At 44.0% G+C, this 22,942-nt stretch carries 17 protein-coding genes; 7 read left to right on the forward strand and 10 right to left on the reverse strand.

All coding sequences use genetic code 11. From position 1 onward, the window contains the following. The 7 genes from FN815_RS16685 (at position 1) to FN815_RS16715 (ending at position 11,938) form a co-directional block, all read left to right on the forward strand. Positions 1-504, forward strand: a complete 504-nt coding sequence (locus FN815_RS16685) for a DinB family protein (protein ID WP_142455859.1) — start codon at positions 1-3, stop codon at positions 502-504. A gap of 166 nt (positions 505-670) precedes the next feature. After that, positions 671-1,297, forward strand: coding sequence for a helix-turn-helix transcriptional regulator (locus FN815_RS16690; protein WP_142455861.1), 627 nt, complete (start codon positions 671-673; stop codon positions 1,295-1,297). A 61-nt stretch (positions 1,298-1,358) separates the two neighbouring features. Beyond that, complete coding sequence (locus FN815_RS16695; protein ID WP_142455863.1) at positions 1,359-1,766, forward strand: gamma-glutamylcyclotransferase family protein; 408 nt, start codon at positions 1,359-1,361, stop codon at positions 1,764-1,766. A gap of 504 nt (positions 1,767-2,270) precedes the next feature. Beyond that, on the forward strand, positions 2,271-5,243 hold the full coding sequence (locus FN815_RS16700; RefSeq protein WP_185957345.1) for a TonB-dependent receptor: 2,973 nt from the start codon (positions 2,271-2,273) through the stop codon (positions 5,241-5,243). A 69-nt stretch (positions 5,244-5,312) separates the two neighbouring features. Continuing rightward, complete coding sequence (locus tag FN815_RS16705) at positions 5,313-8,396, forward strand: T9SS type A sorting domain-containing protein (protein ID WP_246075340.1); 3,084 nt, start codon at positions 5,313-5,315, stop codon at positions 8,394-8,396. 234 nt (positions 8,397-8,630) lie between these two features. Then, the gene (locus tag FN815_RS16710) at positions 8,631-9,560 is read left to right on the forward strand and encodes a polysaccharide deacetylase family protein (RefSeq protein WP_142455866.1); all 930 of its coding nucleotides are present in this window, start codon (positions 8,631-8,633) and stop codon (positions 9,558-9,560) included. A gap of 332 nt (positions 9,561-9,892) precedes the next feature. Continuing rightward, the gene (locus FN815_RS16715; RefSeq protein ID WP_142455868.1) at positions 9,893-11,938 is read left to right on the forward strand and encodes a tetratricopeptide repeat-containing sensor histidine kinase; all 2,046 of its coding nucleotides are present in this window, start codon (positions 9,893-9,895) and stop codon (positions 11,936-11,938) included. Positions 11,939-12,095: 157 nt separating this feature from the next. Here the strand turns inward: FN815_RS16715 and FN815_RS16720 are convergent, their stop codons facing one another. From FN815_RS16720 to FN815_RS16765, 10 genes are all read right to left on the reverse strand, one after another. Then, positions 12,096-13,883: an ABC transporter ATP-binding protein gene (locus FN815_RS16720; RefSeq protein WP_142455870.1), complete on the reverse strand. Its 1,788-nt coding sequence runs from the start codon at positions 13,881-13,883 to the stop codon at positions 12,096-12,098. A 416-nt stretch (positions 13,884-14,299) separates the two neighbouring features. Further along, entirely contained in the window at positions 14,300-15,220 is a 921-nt protein-coding gene (locus FN815_RS16725; RefSeq protein ID WP_142455871.1) for an EamA family transporter, read from the reverse strand. A gap of 445 nt (positions 15,221-15,665) precedes the next feature. Further along, on the reverse strand, positions 15,666-16,079 hold the full coding sequence (gene vapC, locus FN815_RS16730; RefSeq protein WP_142455873.1) for a type II toxin-antitoxin system VapC family toxin: 414 nt from the start codon (positions 16,077-16,079) through the stop codon (positions 15,666-15,668). Between the two features lie 2 nt (positions 16,080-16,081). Next, positions 16,082-16,276, reverse strand: coding sequence for a type II toxin-antitoxin system VapB family antitoxin (locus FN815_RS16735; protein ID WP_142455874.1), 195 nt, complete (start codon positions 16,274-16,276; stop codon positions 16,082-16,084). A gap of 455 nt (positions 16,277-16,731) precedes the next feature. Continuing rightward, positions 16,732-17,118: a VOC family protein gene (locus FN815_RS16740; protein ID WP_142455876.1), complete on the reverse strand. Its 387-nt coding sequence runs from the start codon at positions 17,116-17,118 to the stop codon at positions 16,732-16,734. A 66-nt stretch (positions 17,119-17,184) separates the two neighbouring features. Then, a complete protein-coding gene (locus tag FN815_RS16745) occupies positions 17,185-17,865 on the reverse strand; it encodes an RNA polymerase sigma factor (protein WP_142455878.1) in 681 nt (226 codons plus the stop codon). 123 nt (positions 17,866-17,988) lie between these two features. After that, complete coding sequence (locus tag FN815_RS16750) at positions 17,989-20,616, reverse strand: UvrD-helicase domain-containing protein (protein ID WP_142455879.1); 2,628 nt, start codon at positions 20,614-20,616, stop codon at positions 17,989-17,991. Further along, complete coding sequence (locus FN815_RS16755; RefSeq protein ID WP_142455881.1) at positions 20,613-21,227, reverse strand: endonuclease Q family protein; 615 nt, start codon at positions 21,225-21,227, stop codon at positions 20,613-20,615. Before FN815_RS16755 ends, FN815_RS16750 begins: the two co-directional genes overlap by 4 nt. A gap of 66 nt (positions 21,228-21,293) precedes the next feature. Beyond that, positions 21,294-22,385, reverse strand: a complete 1,092-nt coding sequence (locus tag FN815_RS16760; RefSeq protein ID WP_142455882.1) for an alkene reductase — start codon at positions 22,383-22,385, stop codon at positions 21,294-21,296. A gap of 57 nt (positions 22,386-22,442) precedes the next feature. Further along, the gene (locus FN815_RS16765) at positions 22,443-22,892 is read right to left on the reverse strand and encodes a MarR family winged helix-turn-helix transcriptional regulator (RefSeq protein ID WP_142455884.1); all 450 of its coding nucleotides are present in this window, start codon (positions 22,890-22,892) and stop codon (positions 22,443-22,445) included. Positions 22,893-22,942: the final 50 nt, after the last annotated feature.

Below are 22,942 nucleotides of genomic sequence, written 5' to 3' on the forward strand. Positions count from 1 at the left end.
ATGCAACATCCTGCCATAACACAATACAAATACCACCAATGGGCGAATGATCGAATCTTTGGTCGATTACTTGAATTACCAGACGAAGTATATGACCAATCCATCAAAAGCGTATTTAACTCCATTCAGGAAGTGCTTGCCCACATATACCAAACCGATGGCATGTGGTTGAGTGTAATGTCTGGGGATGATTTTGCTCAAACCGTAGAGACACTAAAACAGATAAAAGAAAAGTGCGATAACAAATCTCTTACTCAGATTGATGATCTTTATAAAGCAATGAATACGCAGTACCTCGATTTCCTCAACAAGCAGGATGATCTCGACAGAGAACTTACCATCAAGCCCCCCAAATACGGCCCTCTTGAAATTTCCGTAACCGAAATGGTTAAGCATGTGGTTAACCATGGTACTTACCACCGGGGAAACATTACTGCCATGTTGCGTCAACAGGGGCACGCCGGCGTACCTACCGATTACATCTTTTACCTATATGATCGATAAAAGTGCCACGTCTATCATGCAGCTAATTTGAACAAACGAACTCTATTCACCTCCAAAAACGATATAAAATTTTTAAGCATCGGAAGCACTATTTTTAGCACCTGTTTTTTATCCAAGCTGATTATTGATACCTTGTCTGTCGGACATTTTAAAGGCTTTTCCGATCATGCACATATCATTGCCCGAAAATGAAAAAGCGTTAGGTATTTTAAAGGAACAGGGGCCGGTTTCTATCTCTGAGATGGCGGATCACCTGAACATTACCAACGAAGGCGCCCGCTTCCATCTACTTAAGCTTCAAAAGGAAGAGTTGGTAAAAGCCAAAACCAAGATTGAAGGCCGCGGACGCCCAAAACAAATATGGAGCCTGACACAAAAAGGCCATGACCGCTTTCCCAATAAACATGCTGAACTCACGGTAAATATCATTCACATGGTACAGGAAACCCTGGGTGAAGACGCACTGAAGCGGATTATTGGACAGCATCAGAATAAGATGCTCAGCCGGTATGAGGAACAAATACCCGATGACATGAAGTTAGAAGATCGCGTCTCCAAGCTTACAGAGATACGCTCTAAAGACGGTTATATGGCTGAATACCATAAGACTGATGATCATTTCATCTTTATCGAAAATCATTGTCCTATTTGCTCGGCAGCTAAAGTTTGTCAGGGATTTTGTGATGCGGAATTGGCAACCTTCCAAGCAATTTTAGGAGAAGATGTTACGGTAGAACGCACCGAACATATCGTAAGCGGTAAACGCAGATGTGCCTATAAAATCTCCAAATAGTATGGATGCCTTCCTTATTTTCCCTTTTCTTTCAAACTATTCCTGAATCTCAAATATAGTGATGGCATCTGATCCAGTACATCTATTTGTATATGGCACACTCAAGATAGGCTGTAAAAATCCGACAGCCCGTTTCTTACACTCCACCCAAAAACACGTGGGCAAAGCCCATTTTCCCGGCAAACTTTTCAGGGTAAGCTTTTATCCGGGAGCCGTTTACGTACCTGAATCAGATAACAAGGTTTATGGCGACCTCTTTGAAATCACCAGTCAAAGAGAACGACTTTTTTCCGTTTTGGATGAATATGAAGGCATTGGCAATACATTTGACGCCGCCCAGGAATTCAAACGAAAGACGATCCCGGTTCACTATCAGGGAGAACAAATCCCGACTTTAAGCTATCTCTTTGATCAGGATTACAGCTCCTACCCTCTGATAGAATCCGGTAATTTTGAAATATTCGAATAACTACCGACCACATTGAGGTCTCCCTATATTTTGGTTCTCCTCGTAAGATAAATCTGCCTCCCATCTCATCTACAACAAATATATCATGCACTCTTGCGCACAGCATTTTTCTTCAGATATGCATTGAGTTTGATTTAACAAGTTTAGTCTCCCGTTACACTTTACCTGAGACAAAGCGCTTCCACTTTTTATGTGCTTTTTTCGTAGAGATAAGTCATCCACAAAAACCCCTCTATCCTACTATAAATAAATGATTAACAGGAAAGTGTGATTTACCAAAGCCTCAATACTTCCTACTCCACTTTTCAATGAAGCACGAAATCTGAGTTCTTTATTAGATTTTTCTTGACAGACATCGTTTTTTTGCGCAAGTTAAGTTATCGGTTAAGTAAAAAATCGTAATTAATTAGTGGATTAGAGTTACCGGTTACTAATCTTAGTAACCAAGGGTATGATTTTATTCGGGATAAAAGTTCACACCTAATGAAACCAAAGCAGCTTTTTATGAAATACATATTTCTCTTTCTATGCCTAACATTATCAAATCATTTACTTTATGCTCAAGGTACTATCGAAGGTGTCGTCACCGACCAGCTTAGCGAAGAAACCTTAGTGGGCGCCAGTGTATTTATTATTGGAACTTCACTTGGAACCGCTACCAATATAGAAGGTGAATATACTATTAGAAGAGTGCCCACCGGCGATATCCAGTTACGTGTGTCATATATCGGTTATGAATCTAAAGTTATTGACCTGACCGTAACGGAAGATACCGTAATTACTTTGAATGTAGAGCTGCTGGCTGCTTCTATTGAAGGTGAGGAAATTAACATCACCGCCCAGGCAAGAGGACAAATAGCTGCCATCAACCAGCAAAAAGCTTCCGATGCTATAGTAAATGTCATTTCAGAAGAAAAAATCCAGGAACTGCCTGATGCAAACGCCGCAGAATCAATAGGCCGGCTATCGGGGGTTTCCATCCAGCGTTCCGGAGGCGAGGCCAATAAAGTTATGTTGCGTGGATTGAGCGATAAGTATTTAACGGTTACAGTAGATGGCGTTCGTTTACCAGCTACGGATGCCTTAGGCCGTGGAATTGACCTGAGTGCTATTTCTCAAAACTCTCTCGCGGGTATTGAACTCTTTAAATCTATTACTCCGGATAAAGACGGTGATGCCATTGCCGGGTCCATTAACCTGGTAACACGGCAGGCACCCTCTGAACGTATGTTTAGGGTGATAGCAAAAGGCAGCTATAACGAAATCATGAATTCTGCCAGTCAATATGAATTTAGCGGCAAGTACGGGGAGCGCTTTTTTGATGATCTCGTCGGTTTACAAATCAATGGAAACTTAGAACGAAAGATCCGAAGCAACGAACGTAGTTCTATTTCTTATTCAACCGATACAGATAATGAAGACGAATACTATATAAGTGGTGCTAATCTGCGTTTTACCGACGAAATAAGAACCCGTAATGGATTCGGTGGTATTGTAGATGTTAATACGGCTGATAATGGAAACATAAAACTATCTACCTCCTACAGCTTCACCAAAAGAGATTACTTAAATCATAACAGGGACTATCCAGCATCAACCCGGGATGTATTCTATTCTTACAGAGAAACCGAGCAAGAGATTTCGATTCTGACCAATTCCATTATTGGAGAAAATTATTTTCTGGGGATGGATGCTAACTGGGGAGCATCATATACACGCTCTGAATCTAAAACTCCCTTCGATTACGAGCTGACTTTCAAAGAAGCGAATGGGATGGAAAATGTCCCCCGGATAGAAAGTGACCCAGAACAGTTGATTTCATATGCACGGAATAATTTTCGGGCTGCAACCATAGACGAAGGCTACGAATACAGCCAGGACAATAGTCAGGGAGAGCTTTCTGCCTACATTGATCTTAAAACTCAGTATAACATTGGAGATGCTGTTACAGCAGAAATTAAAGGTGGTGCCAAGTTCAGATCACAAAGCCGCCAGAATACCAGCTTACGGAAATTTGCTCCCTACCGGCTTGGTTTCTGGAGAGCTTATGAACAACTGGATGATGGGACTATTGTAGATAAAGATTTCAGTGGCACCTATTTCGAGGATTTTTATGAAAGTTTTCAAGAAAATCCGGCATTCCGTCAAATCTCTTTCAGCAGCTTCCTGGCTTCAAATCCTGATTCCAAGTTTATTCTTGACGACTGGAAGATGAATCCCTTAATCAGCAGAGATCGTTTCCGCCAGTGGTACAACCTTAATATCGATGGGGTGAACCAAAATGGCACGCAACCTGAGTATTATGATGATCCTTCCTCAGAAGCCAATACTTATGATATAACGGAGACCGTTTCAGCCGCCTATCTCATGAACACCTTTAAGTTTGGACAACGGGTTACAGCTATTGCCGGAGTTCGAATGGAGCAAGAGAATCATGATTACGAAAACAAATACTCTCCAAGACAAATCGGTGGATTTCCTATACCAGAACAAGGGGTTACAAGAGATACTTCTTCAACCTATTCCGAAACCATCTTTCTCCCCCATCTGCATTTAAATATCAAAACCACCGATTTTATGAATGTGAGGCTGGCTGGTTACAGAGCCTTAGCCCGCCCGGATTATAATATGCGGTTACTATCCTTTTTTGCCTGGAGAGATTCTGAAACAGGCGGTGACAGGATTTTTATTACCGGTAACCCCATCCTTAAAACATCCAAAGCATGGAACTTTGAATTAAGCACGGCATTCCACGGGAATAAGATTGGCTTGTTCACCATCTCTGCCTTTTACAAGCAGATCGATGATATGTATCACATGCTAAACGGGCTATCCACCAAAGACAATGTAATTCTTGAAGAGCTCGGTTTAGATATCGAATCTCCCCACACGGCTGGTTACCGCTTATATGTACCCTATAACTCACCGGATCCTTCCTTTGTAAGAGGGATAGAAATTGACCATCAAATTAACTTTTCCTGGTTGCCAGGATTGTTACGAAATATCGTACTGAATTATAATGTCTCGCTTGTGAATTCAGAAACTACATTAAGAGGCCAAAGAACTGATACAACCTATGTAGAGGATCCTATTCTTGGGGAGTTGCCACGTTACAATCCAGTTCCAATTATCTACACACAGGAGATGGAAAACCAACCTGAATTATTTGGAAATATTTCTCTGGGATATGACATCGGCGGATTTTCGGGCCGGGTATCCCTCTTCCACCAAGCTGAATACTATCGCTCATTTTCTCCAAGAGGGACCAATGACCCGCTCTCAGGAGCGTATACCAAAGTGGACGTGACTTTGAATTATAAGTTCACAGATTATCTAACGGTAATGGCCAATTTCAACAATATCACAAGTATGAAAGAAGAGAATATTCGCCATAACCGACGTGCCGGTTACAAAGTACCAACCTCGACAGAATTTTACGGAATGACCTTTGATTTTGGAGTCAGGATAGATCTTTAATAAACACAATAATTTAGAGGATTTTCTCTAATACAAACAGAAACAAATAATAAATAGGAGGTATCAATTATGATATCATATAGATACAAATACTTCAGGTTTGTGGGTATGCTTTTAGCAGCATGCTTTCTACTTACGAGCCATGCTCTTGCCCAAGACGAAAATGTACTGGTATTGGACCCGTACAATGTTAATCAGGAATCATTAGCAGATCAGATTTTTGCTGATACTCTTGAAGGCAGCGCCATTCCGGAAGGACGAGTTTATGAACTTCAATCGGGGGAAATTTACCTGAATGACGCACAGATAGAAGTCAGAGGCGGTTCTCACTTACACATCCGTGCCACCAATCCCAGTGAAAAAGCGATCGTATACCAGTTCCCTACCGGTACCGGTGATGATCCTCAAAACCCACCAGGCTATTTAGCCCGTGTGTATGATGGTAATCTGACCGTGGAAGGACTCGCCATTTCCGGGTACTACGAACCGGGCTTCTCTGACGATGAGACCGAATACGATCAGTTATACACTGTGCAGGGCGGTTTATTCCGCAACGACAGTGAAGGCGCACGTTTTATCATGAAGAATAACACCTTCTCTAACGTGGCCGGTCAAATTCTGCGTGTAAACAGTAATGCTACATTAATTCATTCAGAAGATAATGTATATGCCAACTTAGGCGCACTGTCTACCTCTAACTTTGGTGCTGGTAAAGGTATTGACCTCAGGGAATCTGTCATTGATTCATTAATACTGAGAAACAACACCTTTGTGAATTACCAGGATCGTCCTATTCGTCACTACAACTGGGGCAACCCGACCGAAGGTACCGGTGACATTATTTACGGAGAAATCGATCACAATACCTTTGTAAACGGTATGGGTTTCCATGGCGTGTTATCCTTAGGAAACCTGGGTGAAGAGATGATCATCACCAACAACCTGTTTGTAGACGCCTTTGCAGCCGGCGAAGATTCTACTGATGAAACCCGTTCTGCCGAATGGGGCAACGTAGGCAATACCTATGAAAATGGTAACAACAAAATGTCATGGATCTTCGGAGCTCCTGACACCGACGTTGAGTACATGATTAGCAATAATTTCTACGCTGTTTCTGATGAAGGACAAGCCTGGTTAGATTCACATGCAGAAATCACCGTGGGACAGCCCCTCTCCGACTTTATCCGTGAGCAGCTGGGCGATGATGCTGATGCAGCCTTTGCGATGATTGATGCTCCCGACATGACTAACATCCCCGATCTGATGATTGGCTTGATGGATTACTATGTGGATGTAGCTGATAAGACCAAAGACACTCCTAATGATGTTTGGGATCCGGCCGTTCATGATATGGACCGTCGTCCGATCACCTACTATCTCAGCGATTTTGACGCCTCTTACTCTACCTCTTCCCCAGCCTACAGCGGCGGCGAAGACGGATTCCCTGCCGGTGACCTTAACTGGTTCCCCGCTGAGAAAGAAGAATGGATGTCAGGTTCTGGAGAGCCACAAGAAGACGTATTGGTATTAGATCCATACAACGTGAACCAGGAATCATTGGCTGATCAGATTTTTGCTGATACGCTTTCCGGCAGTGCTATTCCGGAAGGAAGAGTCTATGAACTACAATCCGGTGAAATTTACCTGAATGATGCACAGATAGAAGTAAGAGGCGGTTCTCACCTGCATATCCGTGCTACCAATCCTGATGAAAAGGCGGTTGTTTACCAATTCCCTACAGGCGCAGGTGATGATCCTCAGAACCCACCTGGATACCTGGCTCGTGTTTATGACGGCCATCTTACCGTGGAAGGACTTGCCATTTCCGGGTACTACGAACCAGGTTTCTCTGACGATGAATCTGAATATGAGCAACTCTACACCGTGCAGGGTGGTTTATTCCGCAACGACAGTGAAGGCGCTCGGTTTATCATGAAGAATAACATCTTCTCTAACGTAGCCGGTCAAATTCTGCGCGTGAACAGCAACGCCGCCCTAGTGCATTCAGAAGATAACATATACGCTAACTTAGGCGCGTTGTCTACTTCGAACTTTGGCGCCGGTAAAGGAATTGACCTCAGGGAGTCTGTAATTGACGAACTGATCTTGAGAAACAACACTTTCGTTAACTACCAAGATCGTCCTATTCGCCACTACAACTATGGCAACCCAACCGAAGGAACCGGAGATATCATCTATGGTGAAATCGACCACAACACCTTTGTAAACGGCATGGGCTTCCATGGCGTGCTATCCTTAGGGAACCTGGGCGACGAGATCATCATCACCAACAACCTGTTTGTGGATGGTTTTGCTGCCGGGGAAGACTCTACCGATGAAACCCGATCTGCCGAATGGGGCAACGTTGGCGATACCTACGAAAACGGAAACAACAGAATGTCGTGGATCTTCGGAGCTCCTGATACCGATGTGGAATATATGGTTAGCAATAACTTCTATGCCGTATCGGACGAAGGACAAGCTTGGTTAGACAAGCACGAAGAAATCACCGTGGGCCAGCCTCTTTCCGACTTCATCCGTGAGCAATTGGGCGATGATGCAGATGCTGCATTCTCTATGATTGACGCCCCGGACATGACCAACATCCCCGATCTGATGATTGGCCTGATGGACTACTATGTGGACGTAGCCGAAAAAACCAAAGATACCCCCAATGACGTTTGGGATCCGGCTGTTCACGATATGGACCGACGTCCGATTACCTACTACATGAATGATTTTGATGCTTCCTACTCTACCTCTTCCCCAGCCTACAATGGTGGCGAAGATGGCTTCCCTGCCGGAGACCTAAACTGGTTCCCCGCTGAGAAAGACGATTGGATGACAACGAGTACAGATGAAGTACCTGGCAACAATGAATTGCCACGACAAATCACCTTGCATCAGAACTATCCCAATCCCTTCAACCCAACAACTACTATCAGCTACCAGTTATCTAAAACTGCTGAAGTTCAGTTAGAAGTGTTTGATGTATTGGGACAAAAAGTTGCCACCGTAGTTAATGGAGCCCGTCAACAAGCCGGTGAATACACCGTAAGATTTGACGCCACCAACTTAAGCAGTGGCATGTACTTCTACATGCTGAAAGCCGGCGATGTAGTACAAACCAAGAAAATGACATTGATCAAATAAATGTCACGTTAGGTTAGTTAGTCTCTTCATACTAATAAACCACCGAGCCCCTGCAACAAATTGCAGGGGCTTTTTTTATATAGCTTACTTCACACTCATTGCTGCCTCTTAGGCTTTATTATTGTTTTAGCAGAAACGGCAAGTATTTTATTATTTTACCTAACAATCAGCATATTAATTTAGTATCGGATCGATTCCGGTATTTCTCAGAATTATCAAAACAAATAAATAATAGTGAAAAGTCTTTTTGCCCTCCTCCTGGCACTGATATGGTTTAATGCACAAGGTCAGGAAAAAACCATGTGTATTACGGTCGATGACTTACCCGTCGTATCTTATGGCAACAATGATCCCGATTTTCACCGGCAGGTCATACAAGAACTTGTTCAAACCTTTGATGAATACGATGTACCGGCTATAGGGTATGTGAATGAATATAAACTATATGAAGAAGGCCACATTGATTCCAATCAGCTACAGCTGCTTGAAATTTGGCTGCAGAGTGGATATGAGTTGGGCAATCATACCTATTCCCATAGAAACTATCACAAAGTATCTTTTGATGACTTTACTGATGACATCATTAAAGGAGAAAAAATTAGCAAAGGGCTTTCTCAAAAATACGGCAGCCCCTACCACTATTTCCGCCATCCTTATTTACGACATGGGCTCTCTGAGGCTCATGCCGATTCACTGCGAGATTTTTTGCTTCAACATGGCTATACGGAAGCACCAGTAACTATCGACAATACGGACTACCTTTTCGCCAAAGCGTACCATGAGGCATTTGAAAACGAAAACACAGAGCTCATGAAAAAAATCGGAAGCGCCTATGTAGATTATATGACCACAAAACTGGACTTTTATGAAACCTCATCCCAAAAGTTGTTTGATCGAAAAATCGCCCAAACGCTGCTTGTACATGCCAGTCTGTTAAACGCTCATTACCTGGATGACTTAATCCGTGTTTTTAAAGATTATGGATATCATTTTATCTCTCAGACTGAAGTTCTCAAAGATCCGGCTTATCAAACGGAATTTACACGATATGGTGACTGGGGGATTTCCTGGATTGATCGCTGGGCTTTAACCCGCGGTGTGGATCGGAAGTTTTTTGAAGGAAACCCTATGACTCCCGATTTTATCATAAAGTTAAATAACTGAGCACAACCAGCTACAGTTTCTGTTTTAAATTAATACAGGATGTTATTTCACGCTGGATAGTTGGCACTTCTAAAAGGCCTAAAACAGAACTTTCATGGATATGATAAAATTGTGTACATTTTGGTTGGCTAGATTGAGAAAACTGGGTATTACAAACTACTTTATTACTATAGCCAGAAGGACTTATTAAGATTATAAAATTAAATCAGCACACTTAAGATTTTAATCTTTTCGGGCGATAATATTATCCCTGTACACACTTATTAATCTGTTTCAAGATTATCTTATGCAGGATCATTTTTTAACTACCTGCAAACACAAAGTGGAATAACTTGCATTATAAAAAATCTACTTTTTTACTAATTCTGCTCTTCGGTATTGTGGGTTCATTATATGTTGTGCAGGCTCAGCAACGTTCTGATAGTCTTTTGCTTCAGCGTTTGGATTCCTTGAAACAGTTACCGCATGCCGACTCTTCTCTCTATACAACATATTATCAACTTTCCCTTCTAAATCTACGGAGAGATTCTGCAAAAGCTGCTCAATATGCCCAGCAAGCCATCCATTTAGCAGATAGTTTAGAAAACCACCTGGGTATGGGAATTGGTAAAATGGCCTTGGGTGCTCATAATGTCATACAAGGTGATTTTATGGATGGGCTAAAGCATTCCTTTGAAGCTGAACAGATTTTTAAGCAACTGAACCGTGGTGATTACCTCTCGGCATTGTACAGTTACATCGGCATCGGATATAACCGGCTTGGAAACAACAATGAAGCCCTTCGTTATTACCTTCTGTCTGATTCCCTGATGAAAATTCACGGAAGCCCAATGGAACAAGCCCAGGTTAAAGCCAATATTGGAATTATTCATAGCAGCCAGGGTCATCATGAGCAAACCATCGAATATTTCAAAGAAGCCAGAACAATTATAAGCAAGCAGGGAAGTCCTGGGCATATTGCCATGATGGATCACAATATCGGGGTGGCATACCGGCACTTAAACCAACATGATTCTGCTTTGGTTTACCTTGAAAAAGCCATGGAGCAGCGCAGAAGAATCAATGACAAGCATGGCCTCGCTTCTACCTACCAGAATCTAGGAAAAGTTTACATTGATCAACAGCAATATGAATTTGCACTTAACTACATAGAAACTGCTCTTCAAATACAAGAAGAAATTGGGGACCAGGTTAATATATCAGCTACCCAACTCTATGCTGCACGTATTTTTTATAATTTAAATGATTACGATCAAGCTGAGTATTACGGCCAAAGATCTCTCGAGACCTCCAGCAATACCGGACGCTTAGACCACCAGGCTGAAGCCTTACAATTTTTAAGCAAGGTAGAGGAAGCCCAATCAAATCCTGGAGCAGCCCTCAACTATCTTCGCCGATATACCAATTTGCAGGATTCTTTAAACCAACAGAATCAGGTTGAAGCCTTTGAAGAGATGAGGGCTCGATACCAAACTACCGAGATGGAGCAAAAAATTGAGCTGTTGAATAAAGAACAAAAAATAAAGGAAGCCGACCTTGCCCGTGCAAAATTGTTTAGAAACAGCCTGATCGGGGGTTCTACAGCTTTATTAATTATCCTGATGTTGCTTTATACCCGCTTCCGCGCCAGCAAAAAACACGAAAGAGAATTGCAGGAAAAGAACAAAAGACTGGAAGAACTGAGTGAAGAAAAAAGTGAATACCTTCATATTGCCGCCCATGATTTAAAGACCCCTTTAAGCGGCATTCTTGGATTTTCAGAGTTGATAAAAGATCCCGATTGCCCGCCTGAAGAAATTCGCGAACACGCCCGCTTTATTCATATTTCTGCTTACCGTATGCTGGACCTAATTAAACAGTTCCTGGATGTGAATGCCATAGAATCTGGAAAAAAAATGGCAGAGGTTGAACCAATCAATCTCTATCCCGAGTTAAAGCAGGTGTTAGAACATTATGAATATCGCGCCAAGTGGAAAAATATTTCCCTCATCGAGGAACTCCATTCTGAGTGCCTGCCTGCTATTGCTGATTCCTCCATTTTCCAGGAAGTAATGGAAAACGTGCTTTCAAATGCCGTCAAATATTCCCCCAAAGGAAGCCGGGTTTGGATTCGAAGTGAACAATGCACGGAATTCCTCCGCATTGCCGTAATTGACGAAGGCCCCGGTTTAAGTGAAGACGAACAAAAGCAGCTCTTCCAAAAATTTAAGCGCCTCTCTCCTGATCCCACCGAAGGCGAAGGCTCCACCGGCCTTGGGCTCTACATCGTTAAAAAAATGATGGACGCCATGAACGGCAAAGTTTGGTGCGAAAGTACCCCGGGCGAAGGTTCCACCTTCTATATCGAATTGCCCCTGGCTGAAGGGGTTGAAGCGTAGTTTTTTGTGTTTGATGTAATAAAAAAACATCACAGTACATCATACAGATCACAACTATCACAGTTATCTGCTGATACTTTTATGAGAAGTGAGAGCTAAAAACACATAAAAAAAAATACACTGATTTACTGATCTCTGCTAACTCTATACTGTAGAATCACACCTTAACTTCTCCCGATTGAACCATCCATAGCTGATGATAAAGCCTCTCCCGGTCCACCAACTCATTATGAGTACCAGATTCAGCCAGTTCTCCATCTTCTAAAACAAAAATATTGTCTGCATTACGCACGGTAGAAAGCCGGTGGGCAATGATAACAGTGGTTCGATCTTTGGCAATTTTGAAAAGCGAACGCTGGATAGCTGCTTCCGTCTCGTTGTCAACGGCCGAGGTAGCTTCATCCAAAATCAGGATGGGTGGGTCTTTGAGGATGGCACGGGCCAGGGAAATGCGCTGGCGCTGTCCGCCCGAGAGTTTTTGTCCCCGCTCGCCTACCACCGTTTTGTATCCGTCTGGTAAACCCATGATGAAGTCGTGGGCTTCGGCCAGTTTTGCTGCTCGTTCTATCTCTTCCCGGCTGGCATCAAAACTGCCATAGCGGATATTCTCGGTCACCGTGCCGTGAAACAGGAACACATCCTGGCTGACCAATCCGGCCGCACTCACCAAATCATTGAGCTTATATTCCCTCAAATCTCTTCCATCCAGCAAAATACGTCCGCCGGTTACATCGTAAAACCGCATCAACAGTTTGATGAGGCTGCTTTTCCCCGCCCCGGTCGCACCTACAATGCCTACCGTCTGACCGGATTTTATTTCGAGATTTAATTTCTTCAACACAGGTCCGCCCGTACGGTATTCAAAGTCTACATCTTCAAACTGGTATTCTCCTTCCACCTTATCGGCAGGAAGTGGCTGATCGCCGTCGGGAAGGTGCTCGGTGGTCTTCAGCAGACTCATCACTCGTTTGGTACTGGCCATGGCCCGCTGGTATAAATCAAAGGTTTCACCGAGGCGGGTTAGCGGCCACAGCAGTCGCTGTGTGACAAATATCAGCACGCTGTATAAACCCACTTCCATCCCGCCTTCCAGCGTTTTGAAACCGGCAAAAATCAAAATCCCAATAAATCCAGACAAAATGAGCATACGAATCAACGGCACAAAAGCTGAACTGAGGCGAATCACCCGCTGGTTGGCTTTCTTGTAGTTGTCGGAAAGCCGACCGATACGTTCGTTCTCATACTCCTGCGTGCCAAAGCTTTTGATGGTAGCCATGCCGCCAAGGTTATTGACTAGCTGTGAGCTAAGCTCCCCTGCTTTATTGCGAACCAGGCTGTAGCGTGGTGCCAGCTTTTTCTGAAACCATACCGATCCCCATATGATAAACGGCATGGGCACCAGGGCCATCCACCCAATTTCCGGGGCAGAAAACATAAAAATGGAACCAATCACAGTAACGGTGATAAACACCTGTATCAAATCGTTGGCCCCATGGTCCAGAAAACGCTCCAGCTGGTTGATATCGTCGTTGAGGATGGCAATAAGATCGCCGGAGGAGCGGTCTTCAAAATAGGCCAGCTCCTGTTGCTGCATGTTACGGTAAGTATCTTTGCGAAGGCTGTCTTGGGTGAACTGCGCCAGGTCTCGCCAGTACACCTCAAACAGGTATTGAAACACCGACTCAAACACCCACACCACCACGGTGATACCTGCCAGCCACAATAGCTGTGTGAAAGGATCCTTGATGCCAAGGCTGGCAATCAGGCTCTCCTCACCCTGCACCACAATATCCACGGCCGCCCCGATGAGTATAGGCGGAGCCAAATCAAAAAGTTTATTCAGTACGGAGAAAAGCGTGGCCAGACGAACTTTTCCCCGGAAGGGTTTCATGTATTGCAACAGCTGGAAAAGCGGCGCTTTGTCAGCACCGGGAATGCGACTCATAGGATTGGTTTAGATCATATATTGAAGTGTTCCGAAAACTTAGGAGAGCTGAAAATAACGGCTTGGAGGCTTAATGACTAATTGATTTGGTATTTGGTTGAGAAGATTGAGTTACGGAACCCTGACAACGGCATTGCGCATTTTGGCATCTCACATCCCCCTGTAAATTACCAAGGTAATTTCCGGTCCCTCTTCAAAGAGGGATTTTCTCTCTGGCAATTCAGAAATGTATTTAAAGATCAGATCTTGACCATATCAAATCGATAAATTGAGAATTCTCCCTTTGAAGGGAGACCGCTTGAAAGCCCTGGCTTTCAAGCAGAGGGATGTGCGATGGTGGATTCAAGAAGCAATGGTCTTCTTTGGTCCACTACATAAAAGCGGTCTTAGGTAATGATCAAACCAACACTTTTAAACTATGAGTTAGCAATCTTCGTCTTTGAATTATTGAATTGCGTAAATATCACCCCAACTAAAACAATAGCGAGGCCAGTGATATCCATCCATTTTATGGTATCACCAAATGCCAGCCAGGCCATGAGCATGGTGACCGGCGGACCGAGATAAAACAGGCTGGCTACTTTCGTGGTTTCCAGACGTTCTATAAGTAACCACATCAGGCCATAAGCTCCCAGTGACACCGCGAGGATCAGCCAGATCATTGTATAAATAAATACCGGTTCCCATTCCGTATATAAATTCTCGACAAATACGGCAGGAAAAAATACCACAACTGTAGTTGCCAGGCTTTGATAGAAAAGAGTTAGATCAAGCGGCAATTTCTCGCCCTTATCGTAAATATCCGCCCGGCGTTGAATCAAACTGGCAATGGTGATTCCTGCCACAGACAGTAAGGGAATCAGGTAGCCAAACACGGACTGGTAACTCCCAAAGTCAATTCTGAACCCTACAGTCACCAAAATCCCGGAAAATCCAAGAATCAATCCTATCCATTGAAAAATGTTTGTTCGCTCACCAGTAACCAATCCAGCAAGGGCTCCTGTAGCCATTGGCTGCAAGGCAACAACCAAAGCTATAATACCTGCCGGCACGTTGTTATCCAGAGCAAAAAGCACGCAGGTTAGCCATACCCCGTGTGCCAACAGCCCGATAAGCATATTGAAAAATGCTACACGCCAGCCAACCCAGCGGAGACGATTTTTTATCACCAAAAAAATTACCAGAAGCAGCGTCAGAGCCATGTATCTCCAAAAAACCAGTGTAAAAGGCCCCGTATATGGAAGTCCATATTCTGCCCCAATGAACCCCGAATTCCAGAGGAGTACAAATCCCGCAGCTAATGCCAGCGTATATTTTTTTGTCTTATCGAATGTAATTCTACTGGACGTATTTTCTTAATAAATGAGCGGTAGCAAATGAACTTTCTTCCTTATTTAAAGACCATCATCCAGCTAATGTTTCAATGGTGATTCCAAAATGAAAACAAACTAATAACGAGAGAAATTTACTGATGCGGTTTTAATGAGTTCGGGAATTTGGTATGAATTTGAGGCGTAGCTACTGGCCGGTGTGCATGAAATTGGACATCAATGCTCCTAATTACATCTCACATCCCCCTGTAAATGAGCTTGCTCATTTACGGTCCCTCTTCGAAGAGGGATTTCTCTTTTGGCTAGCACAGATATAGTTTTAGCATCTGAACTTGACAGTATTTTAGAATGGATTATATGATAAATCTCCCTTTGAAGGGAGACCGTTTGAAAGCCTTGGCTTTCAAACAGAGGGATGTGCGATGGTGGATTTGAGATAGATTGAATGTTCTTAGCCTAGGCCGGTAAACATTTTCAATTCAATATGTTTTCCATACTGATCAAAATCTTTATCCGTAGTAAATAAAGGCAACTCTCTTCTATAAGAAACTGCGCAAATCAAAAAATCGATGTGAGAACCCTGAATTCCTTTAACCCGGCACCGGTTAAAAAATTCTGCGGCCAGCTCGTAATCTTCAGTTTCGATAGGGATATCCTTGAATGGTTCCAGCCGTTTCTTTAAAACCTCGAACTGTTTGCTGCTTTTGATACCTGATAATAGTTCTTGCCTGATTGGTCCAATGATAGCAACCCGACCATCTTCAACAAGTGAAGTAAGCTGTGCTTTTATTTGCTCAGAATTTTTGCTTGAGATGCTATGCCGTAGTGCAACAGACCATACAGAAGTATCTACCAATACTTTCATTTTCAGGAGCGGTGTTCTTTGTAGGAGTACGATTCATCATATTCAATCTCTCCAAAAAGCTCGGTAATCTTTTGCTGCTCTCTTTTCTCGATATACTCTTTCAGTGCACTTGTTACCGTTTCTTTTTTGGTCTTATGCTTCCCTATCTCTTGCGCCTTAACAATTAGCTTGTTATCAATATCTAAATTTGTAGCCATTTTATTCACCTCACACATAGATTTACACATCAGGTTGTGTAACCATAATAGTTTTTTATTTGTTCTTCTACAATGGTGATTTTTGAAGTGAGGATATATGAAATGCCGGATATTGGGACGATTTGTTGGTAAGATTTTGACGTACTTAAGTATGGATGCCCTTTCCAACATCTCACATCCCCCTGAAAATGAGCGAGCTCATTTTCGGCCCCTCTTCGAAGAGGGAATTTCTCTTTTGATAATCTATAAATGAATTTTAGCATCTAAGTTAGATACTATTTTGGCCATTCTATTCGAGAATTCTCCCTTTGAAGGGAGACCGCTTGAAAGCCCCGGCTTTCAAGCAGAGGGATGTCCGATGTGGTTAAAGATAGAATGCATTCCCTTAGAACTACCTCCAACACTGCGCTGCGAAGATAAGCCTTCGCAACGAGTGGGAGTACATACTTTTCTACTTACAATTTCCGTCTCGGCAATGCCTCTTCCTGATATAGTGAAAGCGGATGTCCATCTGGATCTTGAAAGTCGGCCGTCCATCCTCCTGGAGCTTCAGTAACCGGTGTGACGATATTCACCCCTTCTTTCGATAACCCATCCACCACATCGTCGATATAGCCTTCTTCAAGGCCAAAAACTACTACCGGAGACCTCCCGATCTGTTCTTCTCCTTCGAAGAAGATCAACTGAACCCCATTTTCCAAAACCGCAAGCAGCCACTCTCCTTCATGGTCACTGGGCTGACGCTGGACATCAATACCAATTATATTCTTGTAAAACTGCTCGGTACGGTTGATATCCTTTACGTATAATACAACAGCGAAATCATTGAATTTTATTTTCATCTTTTTGTTGATTTAGAGTTTTGTGATAATGAACACAAAAACGTGATGAATTAACATCAGGGCGCTTTATGTCTTTGCTTCACCCTTACTGTTGCCACTGGCTTTTGTTTTGTGAGCAGATTTTGAACGAAAAACCAAAAGATTTCCATCCGGATCAAAACTGCCTATGACTTTAGCGGGATCACCGTGAAAGGAATTGCGAAGCGAACGCCGCAGTAAACCAATATCTAAATGATTGTCGGCTTCAGATTCAGTCCTGATTTCAAGACCGACCTCATTCTTTTCTGCATACAAGTCCCATTGTTTTCGCAATGCGGTAAGCCGTTGCCGGAAAGCCGTGTCGGTAATATCCAGCAGATACATAATTTCCTTTTTGTTTAAGGCACAATTTATGAGCCGGGCAGTTCTCTGTAGTGACGCGCTTAATTCATCAATAAAAACAGCTGGAAATTGTACCCTTTCATGCGACGGTTCACTCCCACTATTTTGACTCGTTCTTTCACGCTTTCGTCTGCGACCTTCTGAACGTGCGATAAAAGCTGCATGATTTCGAAGAAAGCCATGCGCCCAAGGCATGTAATTCTCATCAGAAATATTTCTTTCCGTTTGTACTGTTTCAAGCAGAAGATCTTGCACTAAATCCTCTGCCTCACTTTCCCGGCGGGAATATTTTGCAGCAAGTTTCAGCAATTCATCCATTGGCGGGAGATGCTGCTCTATGTAAGAATTGCTTTGATTACCGGGCATAGGATTAAATTTTGGGCCGAGACCTTCTCTCCAGTGGCTTTAAAGTTTGGAAAACAGTAACTCTTTATTTCCAAAAATACAATATCGGTACCTTGATAAGCTGAACAACACCAACCCTAATATCTAAAAAAGCCCCAACTGCTCATTCTCTGACTGGTTGTAGGATTTCTTTGCACCCGATCGTACCCTGTCCATCAACATATCCGGAAGCTCCGCTATAAAGCGTGAGGCTTCCTGTGTCAACAGCTCCCCAAAACGTACCCGCTCTTTACTTCCGGTGATTTGTAACTCCTCTTCGGCGCGGGTCATTGCTACGTAAAACAGCCGCCGTTCTTCTTCCAAATCGATACTGTCACGATCTAAAGGCGTGATGCCTTCTTCGGCTCCGGCAATAAAAACTATGGGGAATTCGAGTCCTTTGGCTGCATGGAAAGTCAACAACTGCACAGCTTCGGATTTCAATCGTCCGGCATCTGTGTAAGGATTGAGCTGCATCTGCTGCAGAAAGTCTTCGGCATCCCCCTCCGTTTCTTCGGCCAGGTCAAGCAGGGTTTCCTTTTTCAGCTGATCCGATTCAGATAACTCTTCATCAGGCAAAAAATGCCTACAAATCACCTCCACAGCAGCAGCCAGTTGGTTTTCTTCAAGCTTCTTCTTCACTAACTGACAAATGGATCGCAGGTCTTCCAGCTCGCCTTTTCGTTTTATGGAGATAGACGCAAGCGCATCATTGCCGAAAAGTGTAGCTTTTTGATCATTAAGAGCAGTTACCAAAGATTCTACTTCGGAACGGCTCCATTCGTAGTTTTCTTCCATCACCGTACTTAGCAGCAAATGATTGGCAGGTTTCAACACCAGCTTAAGCAGGTTGGAGACTTTTGTAAAAGGAGCCTCGGCAAAAAAGGAGGAGCCATCTCCATAATGTACAGGAATGCCGGCTTTAACCAAGGCCTTGAAGAGCGCATCCCCGATGGTATGGGTTCTGAATAAGATGGCAATGTCACTCAGCCCAAAATCATAGCCTGAATCGGTGTATTTGCCGGATGACATGCTTTCAATGCCGCCCACATATTTTGCTATTTGATCCAAAATGTAATCCGCTTCTTTAAAAGGATTTTCCGCTTCAAAAACCTGAATTCGTATTCCTTCCGGCTTATTCGGTACCAAAGATATACCGCTGGTCAGGATGTTTTTACGGATGAGTGCTCCGGCGGCTTCCAGTACCTTGCCCGTCGACCGGTAATTTCTTTTGAGGGCAATTTCACGGGCTTCAAAATCTTTGGTGAACTGGAAAAACTGGCGGACATCAGAACCGCGGAATCCATAAATCGCCTGGTCCGGATCGCCAATGGCAAGCACATCTTGTCCACCGGCCAACAGCTGAACCAGCTTATACTGCATCGGATTGATATCCTGGAATTCATCTACCGCAAACACCTTGTACCAACTCCGAAATTTTTGCAACCATCCCGGCTCATCCTCCAAAAGCTCCACCATAGAACGGATCACCCCGGAAAGATCAACCGCACCCTGCTCCTCACAGTAATCCCGATAGCGGCAGATTTTCTGCTTGGTTTCCCTGTCCACCGGTGTATCCAGTTCCAAATATTGGACCAACTGCTCATTCAAATCCCTTAGCTCTGCGTGGTCCATTTCGGGGAACAGCATTCGAAGGCTCATTTTCCGGGCGGAAGCATCATAAATAGTTTGCAGTTCCGGACTAACCTCCCGCAACCATTTCCAGCAAAGCGCATGGAAAGTACCAGCTGTAATTCTTCGGGCCTGTCGCCCAATTCTTTTGCTCAACCGTTCCTGTAATTCCGCAGCAGCTTTATTGGTAAAAGTTACCGCCAGTATTTCATCCGGTTCTTTACGGCCGGATTCTGCCTGCCCGGTCAGCCATTCCACCAGCGTATGAGTCTTGCCGGTACCGGGGCCTGCCTTTACCAGTGTAGCACCTTCTTGCGCTTCGCATACTTTTTGCTGTTCTTCATTCAAGCCAGTGCTTTGGGGTGATGTTGCTTCCTTTTCCAGCTGATGGGAAGGCTCCGGCTTGGCCACTTTCGTTTCCTTTTCCACCACGTATTCATCCAGGCCGAAGAACCCCATCTGTCCCCGTATACGATCAATTTCTCCGTCCTTAAATACTTTGATTTCACCAAATACGCCGTCATATCCCGGATTTCGGAATACTTCGTTTTCCCTGATGTGTCGGATGGCCTCAGCCAGCACCGGTCCGCCCTTCCCTTCAATTTCCTCAACCGGAATTTCCCGCATCAAATCAAACTCGTTTCCAAATGTTGAAATCACTTTTTGAAATTCCCCGCGTACGGTTTTGGTCTTGGGCCCCACGCCCTCAATCTCTCCCAACACCTCCGGCAACGGAATGATATATTCAAAACCCGATTTCTTTGCTGTCTCTTCCCGGTCAGCAAGTTCCTCCACCCGGCTCAACACGCCCACAGTCAGCGGTTTGCCGCACTCAGGACAAATATTATTGTACTTCCGGGTCTCTTTGGGTTCCAGTGAAATCCCACATTTTCTGTGGCCGTCGTGGTGATATTTCCCCTCCTCAGGATAAAATTCGTAGGTAGATGTCAGACCTTCACCGGTACGGAAGGCTTCAAACATGGCATCATAGGAAAGCTCCGTATTCAGCAAGTTGGCTTCCCTGCCCAGCTTGGAAGGCGAATGTGCATCCGAATTGGAAATAAGTACAAAGCGGTCCAGGTCACTCACTTTTCCGTTCATAGGAGGATCGGAGGAAAGCCCGGTTTCCAGCGCGAAAATATGCTCCGATAAATCCCGGAAACAGGCATCAATGCTGTCGTACCTGCTTTGGAGCCGAGGGTTGAAAACCAGGGTGTCCAAACATGAGCAGGAATCAGGTGCGCCCGCTCCGAGGTCTCCAGTACGATTTCCAGCAAATCCCGGGAAGGCAAACCCAAAATCGGTCGTCCATCGGCTTCCAGGTTCCCGATGGATGCCAGCTTGTGATTGATGCGGGCCACTGTATCCAAATCAGGAGCATATACCAGGTTGTGATTTTTCCGAACGCGGTCGCCATGTTTGTAGATGGAGCTGATTTCCGTAGTCAGGCAAAAGCGTACGTCAATATCCCGCGTTTTGATACCAGGGATAGCCGGATCGGCCGGCGGCTCCTTTAACACAAAAAAACCGTTCCCATCCGGTTGCAGCTTTTCTTTCAGCTCGGCAAACCAGGCCGGGTGTGTAAAATCACCGGTGCCCACCACATTGATTCCCTTGATCTTCGCCCATTGGTAGAGCGACTCGAGGTTTAAGTCCTTGCTGGTAGCCCGGGAATAATGAGAGTGTACGTGCAGATCGGCTATGTACCGCATAAATTCGCGTGATTTGTTCCACACGAAAATGGGTATTGGAACCTACACATACAAATCTCTTTAGTCTTAATTTTTCGAAAAAGCGTAATCTGTGTATCCTTTTTCATCGGCAGAATAAAATGTGCTTTTATCTGCTTCCGCAAGCGGAATATTCTCCTGAAGACGACGCGGTAAATCAGGATTTGAGATAAAGGGCGCTCCGAATGCAACAAGATCAGCTCTTCCTTCTTTAAGTGCTTTCTCGGCAGACTCCCGGTCGTAGCCCCCATTCACAATTACCAGGTTATCAAACTTTTCACTAAGCACATTTAACAATCCCGGACCTTTTTTGTGATCACGTGCAAAACCCTCAACCAAATGAATATAGGCAAGATCAAGTTTATTAAGTCCTTCTACCAGCTTGGTATATGTTTCGGGCGTTTCTTCATAGGCCGGCATATCATTAAAGGTGTTGAATGGTGAAAGCCTGATGCCGGTTTTTTCAGCCCCAATCGCGTTGGCAACGGATTCTGCCACTTCCAGTACAAAACGGATTCGGTTTTCAATACTTCCTCCATACTGATCGGTGCGAACATTCACATGAGGATTCAGGAATTGCTCCAACAGATAGCCACTTGCCCCGTGAAGTTCAACGCCATCAAAGCCGGCTGTAACGGCATCTTTGGCTGCCTGTGAAAATTCTGCGATGGTTTTTTTCAGGTCGTCTTCCGTCATAGCTTCGGGTTCTGGAATGGATTGCATGCCTGATTCATCCGTCCACATGTCTGAATCTGCCTGTACGGCCGAGGGACCAAGGACTTTGCCTTCGTGGGCAAAATTGGCGGGATGAGCAATGCGCCCTGTGTGCATAAACTGTATAAATATTTTAGCGCCTTTTTCGTGAGCGGCATGAGTGATTTTCTTCCATCCCTCAACCTGCTCCTTTGTATAGATGCCCGGAATCCTTGGATAGCCAAGTCCATTTGGAGAAGGTGAAGTGCCTTCCGTGATAATCAAACCCGCCGACGAACGCTGGCTATAGTATTCTGCCATCAGATCATTGGGGATGGACCCAATAGCCCTGGAACGGGTCATGGGCGCCATAGCGATGCGATTTTTTAGTTTTAGATTTTTCGTTTCAAAAGCTTCAAATAGGGATACCTCTGTGTCTTTTTTCATAATAATTTATTTTTGTTGTGACTATATTTGTTTAAACGAATGTGTGTGTAAATTTTTTTAGCTTCTAAGTTTGTCCATCAAATTTGAAAGCTGTTCGGCTTCCGAATCTGATAAATTCTTCAAAAATTGATTCTGTTTATCTAATTCGGGATCGATCTCATCCAGAAGCTCAAGACCCTCTTTAGTGATGGTCAGTTGAACCTCCCGCCGGTTCTGCTCATTTACCGATCGCTCAATTAATCCCTTTTTTATAAGCCGGTCGCTTAAGCGGGTTACATCCGGATTTTTGGCAAGCATTACCTCTTTTACTTCTCCGCAAAGAGCCGGCTCCCCCTTTCTGCCCCGTAAAATCCGCAACACATTATACTGCTGACTGGTAATATCAAACTTCTTAAACGCTTGATTTACCTGGTCTGTGAGCTGGTTATAGGTATAGACCAGATTGATCCAAGCCTTTTGCTGTGGATTCTTAAAATTTTGTTGTTTTACGACTTCTTCAATTCTCATGACTTGATGGTACGGCTTAATAAGATGAAAACAAAATTTGTTTAAACAAA

The organism is Gracilimonas mengyeensis (assembly GCF_900182705.1).
Taxonomy (GTDB): domain Bacteria; phylum Bacteroidota; class Rhodothermia; order Balneolales; family Balneolaceae; genus Gracilimonas; species Gracilimonas mengyeensis.

Excerpts from the sequence above, each read along its gene's own strand:
- FN815_RS16685 (WP_142455859.1), top strand. The coding sequence starts at position 1 with ATGCAACATCCTGCCATAACACAATACAAATACCACCAATGGGCGAAT.
- FN815_RS16690 (WP_142455861.1), top strand. The coding sequence starts at position 671 with ATGCACATATCATTGCCCGAAAATGAAAAAGCGTTAGGTATTTTAAAG.
- FN815_RS16695 (WP_142455863.1), top strand. The coding sequence starts at position 1,359 with ATGGCATCTGATCCAGTACATCTATTTGTATATGGCACACTCAAGATA.
- FN815_RS16700 (WP_185957345.1), top strand. The coding sequence starts at position 2,271 with ATGAAATACATATTTCTCTTTCTATGCCTAACATTATCAAATCATTTA.
- FN815_RS16705 (WP_246075340.1), top strand. The coding sequence starts at position 5,313 with ATGATATCATATAGATACAAATACTTCAGGTTTGTGGGTATGCTTTTA.
- FN815_RS16720 (WP_142455870.1), bottom strand. The coding sequence starts at position 13,883 with ATGAGTCGCATTCCCGGTGCTGACAAAGCGCCGCTTTTCCAGCTGTTG.
- vapC (WP_142455873.1), bottom strand. The coding sequence starts at position 16,079 with ATGAAAGTATTGGTAGATACTTCTGTATGGTCTGTTGCACTACGGCAT.
- FN815_RS16735 (WP_142455874.1), bottom strand. The coding sequence starts at position 16,276 with ATGGCTACAAATTTAGATATTGATAACAAGCTAATTGTTAAGGCGCAA.
- FN815_RS16740 (WP_142455876.1), bottom strand. The coding sequence starts at position 17,118 with ATGAAAATAAAATTCAATGATTTCGCTGTTGTATTATACGTAAAGGAT.
- FN815_RS16745 (WP_142455878.1), bottom strand. The coding sequence starts at position 17,865 with ATGCCCGGTAATCAAAGCAATTCTTACATAGAGCAGCATCTCCCGCCA.
- FN815_RS16750 (WP_142455879.1), bottom strand. The coding sequence starts at position 20,616 with ATGAACGGAAAAGTGAGTGACCTGGACCGCTTTGTACTTATTTCCAAT.
- FN815_RS16755 (WP_142455881.1), bottom strand. The coding sequence starts at position 21,227 with ATGCGGTACATAGCCGATCTGCACGTACACTCTCATTATTCCCGGGCT.
- FN815_RS16760 (WP_142455882.1), bottom strand. The coding sequence starts at position 22,385 with ATGAAAAAAGACACAGAGGTATCCCTATTTGAAGCTTTTGAAACGAAA.
- FN815_RS16765 (WP_142455884.1), bottom strand. The coding sequence starts at position 22,892 with ATGAGAATTGAAGAAGTCGTAAAACAACAAAATTTTAAGAATCCACAG.